The sequence below is a fragment of the Cryptosporangium japonicum genome (assembly GCF_039524755.1).
GTDB lineage: Bacteria > Actinomycetota > Actinomycetes > Mycobacteriales > Cryptosporangiaceae > Cryptosporangium > Cryptosporangium japonicum.
Genome location: NZ_BAAAGX010000049.1, coordinates 1 through 5,221 on the forward strand (window position 1 = coordinate 1; position 5,221 = coordinate 5,221).

Sequence of the window (5,221 nt, forward strand, 5' to 3'; positions counted from 1 at the left end):
GTCGACGGTGATCTTCTGCGTGAGGTCACCGCGAGCGACGGCGGTGGTGACCTGGGCGATGTTGCGCACCTGGCCGGTGAGGTTGCCGGCCAGCTGGTTCACGTTGTTCGTGAGCTCCTGCCAGGTGCCCGAGACGCCGCGGACCTTGGCCTGGCCGCCCAGCTTGCCCTCGGTGCCCACCTCACCGGCGACGCGGGTGACCTCGTCGGCGAACGAGCTCAGCTGGTCCACCATCGTGTTGACGGTGTCCTTCAGCTCGAGGATCTCGCCGCGGGCGTCGACGGTGATTTTCTGGGTCAGGTCGCCCTTGGCCACCGCGGTGGTGACCTGCGCGATGTTGCGCACCTGGCCGGTCAGGTTCTGCGCGAGCTGGTTGACGTTCTCGGTCAGCTCTTTCCACGTCCCGGAGACGCCGCGGACGTGCGCCTGGCCGCCGAGCTTGCCCTCGGTGCCCACCTCGCGGGCCACCCGGGTGACCTCGTCGGCGAACGCGGAGAGCTGGTCCACCATCGTGTTGACCGTGCTCTTCACTTCCAGGATCTCGCCGCGGGCGTCCACGGTGATCTTCTGGGTCAGGTCACCACGGGCGACGGCGGTGGTGACCTGGGCGATGTTGCGCACCTGGCCGGTGAGGTTCCCGGCCATCGAGTTCACGTTGTCGGTGAGCTCGCGCCAGACCCCGGACACCCCGCGGACCTGGGCCTGGCCGCCGAGCTTGCCTTCGGTGCCCACCTCGCGGGCCACCCGGGTCACTTCGTCGGCGAACGACGAGAGCTGGTCGACCATGCGGTTCACGGTGGTGCCGATGCGTAGGAACTCACCCTTGAGCGGCTGGCCCGCGATCTCCAGCGCCATCTGCTGGGTCAGGTCGCCGCGGGCCACCGCGTCGATGACCCGGGCCACCTCGGTGGTGGGGCGGGCCAGGTCGTCGATGAGCGAGTTGATCGCCTGGGCGCCGTTGGCCCAGTCGCCCCGGCCGATCGACTCGTCGACCCGCTCGGTCATCCGCCCGTCCCGGCCGACGACGCGGCTGACCCGTTCGAACTCGCGATTGCGTTGGTCCATCCGGGTCGCGACGTCGTTGAAGAGCTCCGAGAGCTCGGCGTCCTCACCGTCGCGCCGGGGGAGCCGCACACTGAAGTCGCCCTTTTGGAGCAGCTCCAGCGCGGCGGTCAGCTCACGGACGATCGCTGGGCGTTCAGCGAGCATCGTGCCGTTCTGAGCCCCGCCGTTGTCGGCGGGCGCTGACCCGAGCTCTTCGGGACGGCGGGACCGCCTGCCCCGTTCAGCTGTCGTCATCGTGTGCCTCATCTCGCCGGATGTCCGAACAGCGCAGGTTCTCGATGCGCGTGGACCTCTCCATCTTTGCGTATCACGCACCGTGGAGCGTCCGATCCGGTTCGGTAGCCTTCTCGGCTTGGTTTGTGGCGTGTGCTGAACAGTGTCGGACAACTACCGAAATCGTGCTGGACTCTGCAGCGGTTGGCCCCCGGACGCTAGGGTCTGTCCGGGACTTCCCGAACAGGGTGAGTCCTCCCTCGAGTTCGACCTGGTCGAGCTGTCCCGGGCGGGGGAGCAGTTCGGCGGCGTGCGTGCCGCCCGGTGGCGACGGTGCCACCGGCGGGAAGCACCTGCTGACGGGGACAGTGAGGCGGCGCAGGACGAGCGGCGCGAGGTGAGCCAGCAGATGGGTCATCAGATGAATTCTTCGGTGGGGTCCGTGGTGGTCAGCCGCCGCGCGCCGCTACCGGGCGACGCCCGGTCACCGGCACTGGCCCGGGCCCTGGCGCGTGACGTCGTGGAGGAGTGCGGGCTCGCCGCGCTCTCCGACGAGGTGGCGCTGCTCACCACCGAGCTCGCGACCAACGCGGTCGTCCACGCCGGCACCGCGATGCACATCGAGGTCGTCGGCGACGCCGCCGGCATCACCGTGCGGGTCACCGACGGCAGCCGGGCCGTGCTCGGCCCCTCGCTCCCGCCGCCGATGCTGGCCGAGGGCGGCCGCGGTCTGCACCTGGTCGACTCGCTCGCCTCCGAGTGGGGGGTCGCCTACGGTCGCAGCGGCAAGTCGGTCTGGTTCCGCCTCGACGTCGACGACCCGGTCGTGACCCGCGCGGGCTCCGGCCCGCCCGCCACCGCGACGCCGGACCCGGTCGTCGAGCCGCCGGAGCCCGCCGAGCCGCGGTGGGGCCTGCGCCGCGAGGGCCTGAGCCGGAAGATCCGTGGGCGCCGCAACGGGGCCGTGGGCGCCGGTGGCGTCGTCGTGAAGACGAACGAACCCGTGGTGCCCCCGAAGCAGGTGCGCCGTCCGGTCGCGGGCCGCGCGGCCGCGGTCGTGCCGGCCGCCGAGGCCGCCGGCTGGCTGACCTACCTCACCGACCGCGTCGTCCACGAGCTCGACTCGACCGAGTTGGCCCAGGAGATCCTCTACCGGGTCGGTGAGGTCACCGGTGCGTCGTTCGGCATCCTCTGGGTGGACGAGGGCTCCGGGGTCCGGGCGTTGGCGTCGGTGGGCATCACCGAGGAGCCGATCGACCCGCCGGTGCGGCTCTGGCCCGACGACCCGCCCCGCCCACGCAACGCCGACCTGCTGCCGCCCACCCAGGCGCTCGCCGACGCCGGGGCGGGCGTCGCGCTCTCGGTCGCGCTCCCGTCCAGCCCGCCGATCCGCGGGCGGCTGGAGCTGGGCATGCCGCCCGGCAGCCTGTTCCGCTCGGCCGACGCGGTGTTCGCGCTGCTCGCCGCGGAACGGCTGGCGGTCAGCCTGGACGCGGCCCGGCTGCGTGACACCGAGCAGACCCGCCGAGGCGACCTGGCGTTCCTCGCCGACGCCAGCGAGCTGCTCGCCTCCTCGCTCGACGTCGACCTGACGCTCGCGCTGGTGGCCCAGCTGTGCGTGCCGCGGCTGGGCGAATGGTGCGTGATCCACACCCTCGACGACGCCGGCGACCCGGAGCTCGTGGTCGCCGTGCACAACGACGAGCGGGGCGTCCCGGAGCTGGAGGACGCGTTCCTGGCGCCCGACGGTGCCGTGCTGCGCGAGCGGATCCGGGCGGCGACCGTCACCCACGCCGCGACGCCGCTCACCGGCCCGCTCTCCGGGCTGGTGCTGCCGCTCACGGCCCGGCGCGAGGTCGTCGGCACGATGTCGATCGGGGACCCGCCGGGGCGCAGGCACACGTCCGAGGAGGTCGCGATCGCGGTCGACCTGGCCCGGCGGGCCGCGCTCTCGGTCGACAACGCCCGGCTCTACTCCGAGCGCGACTCGGTGGCCGAGGCGCTGCAGAGCGCGCTGCTCCCGGCGTCGTTGCCGGTCGCCGACGGCATGGAGTTCGCCGCGCAGTACCGGCCGGCCGGTGCGTCGAACGAGGTCGGCGGTGACTTCTACGACGTGCTGCCGCTCGGGGAGGAGCGCTGGCTGCTCGCGATCGGTGACGTCTGCGGCAAGGGCCCGCAGGCCGCGTCGGTCACCGGCATGGTGCGTGACGTGCTGCGCACGCTGGCGCGCGAAGGCCGGGACCTGCCGTACGCGCTGGCCGCGCTGAACCGGGCGCTCGTCGAGGAGGCGAGCCTGGTGCGCGAGGGCGGCGGGCCGATCGATGGGCAGACCGTGTTCTGCACGGTGGCGGCCGCGTTCGCCGAGCGTCGCGAGGGTGGGCTGCGGGTGCGGCTCTGCCTGGCCGGGCATCCGTCGCCGATCGCGGTGCGGGCCCGGGGCGGCGCCGAGCCGGTCGGCGTCGGCGGGATGGCGGCCGGGTTGACCGACCACATCGAGGTCGAGGAGGTCTCGGTGGACCTCGGGCCCGGCGACGCGCTCGTGTTCTACACCGACGGGGTCACCGAGCGCCGCCGCGGTGACGCGCAGTTCGGTGAGGAGGGCGTGCTGGAGGTGCTCTCGCACAGCAGCGGCCTGTCCGCCGCCGACATCGCCGCCGGCCTTCGGACCGCCGCCACCGACTTCGGCGACGGCCCCCTCCGCGACGATCTGGCAATTCTGGCGTTGCGGGCGGCGCCCTAGTCTCCGGCCGCCCAGACGCCGGTGAGCTGGCGTTCGGTCACGTGGACGGGCTCGACGCTGACGCTGATCACCGCGACGTCGTCGTAGCCGGGCGGGTCGAACTCGTTCATCAGGTTGCGCACCCAGCGAACGAGCGACTTCGCGTTGTTGTGGGGACGGTCGGCCAGCGCGGCGGCCAGGCGCCCCTCGCCGAAGCGCTGACCGTAGCGCCGGGCGTCGGTGATGCCGTCGGTGTAGAACAGCAGCCCGTCGCCCGGGCCGAGCAGCGTCTCGAGGGTCGGGTAGCGGCTGTCGGGCAGCCAGCCGAGCATCGGACCGGAGTCGGTGAGCCGCTCGATGCTGCCGTCGGCCCGGCACACCACGGCCGGCGGGTGGCCACCGTTGGCCAGCCGCACCTGCGCCGAGCCGCTCTCGGTCTGCTCCACCACGCAGAACACCGCCGTGCAGTACCGCGGCACGTCCTGCGCGGCCTGGTCGGCGACGATCGTCTCGTTCAGCGCGGCCATCACCAGCGACGGGTCCGACGTCTGGATCGCCGCGCCGCGCAGTGCGTACCGGGCCAGCGACGTGAGCGCCGCGGCCTGCACGCCCTTGCCGGAGACGTCACCGATCGAGATCGCCCACCGCCGCCCGCCGAGCGGGAACACGTCGTAGAAGTCGCCGCCGACCTCCTGCAGCGGAGCCGCGTGGTAGAACGCCGAGAGCTCCATCCCCGGCACCTGCGGCATCCGCGGCGGCAGCAGCGTCTGCTGCAGCGTCCGGGCCACTTCCTCCACCTGGGCCTTGGACTTCTGCACCTCCTCCCGGCGACGCCGCTCGAGCCGCACCTCGCGCAGCGCGGCCAGCCGCAGCTCGAGTTCGTCGACGACGATCGAGGCCAGGTCGGCGAGCGTCTGCAGTTCCTCCGGGGTGGTCGAGCGCGGTTTCCGGTCGATCACGTTCACCGTGCCGAGGTGGTACCCGTCGCTGGTCGTGATCGGCGCGGCCGCGTAGAACCGCAGCCCGAAGTCGCCCCGGACGAGCGGATTGTTGAACGCGACCGGGTCGAGGGTCGCGTCCTCGATCGAGACCGGCCCGTCGGCGAGAATTGCAGATGCGCATAGTCCCGGGTCACGGCCTATCTCAGTGACTTCGACGCCGTGCGTGGCCTTGAACCAGATCCGGTCTTCGTCCACGATCGTCACCGTGGCGACGGGAACTCCG

3 protein-coding genes are annotated in these 5,221 nt (G+C 72.5%); 1 reads left to right on the forward strand and 2 read right to left on the reverse strand.

Features of this window, described 5'->3' with window-relative positions; translation table 11 throughout:
* A partial coding sequence (locus ABD437_RS42835) for a HAMP domain-containing protein (RefSeq protein ID WP_344654752.1) occupies positions 1-1,209 on the reverse strand: 1,209 nt, incomplete at its 3' end.
* A 490-nt stretch (positions 1,210-1,699) separates the two neighbouring features.
* On the opposite strand from ABD437_RS42835, the gene ABD437_RS42840 reads away from it, so the two are divergent.
* The gene (locus tag ABD437_RS42840) at positions 1,700-4,018 is read left to right on the forward strand and encodes a SpoIIE family protein phosphatase (RefSeq protein ID WP_344654753.1); all 2,319 of its coding nucleotides are present in this window, start codon (positions 1,700-1,702) and stop codon (positions 4,016-4,018) included.
* Here the strand turns inward: ABD437_RS42840 and ABD437_RS42845 are convergent.
* The coding region (locus ABD437_RS42845) for a PP2C family protein-serine/threonine phosphatase (RefSeq protein WP_344654754.1) at positions 4,015-5,221 on the reverse strand (1,207 nt) is incomplete at its 5' end. The two genes, ABD437_RS42840 and ABD437_RS42845, sit on opposite strands and share 4 nt — an antisense overlap.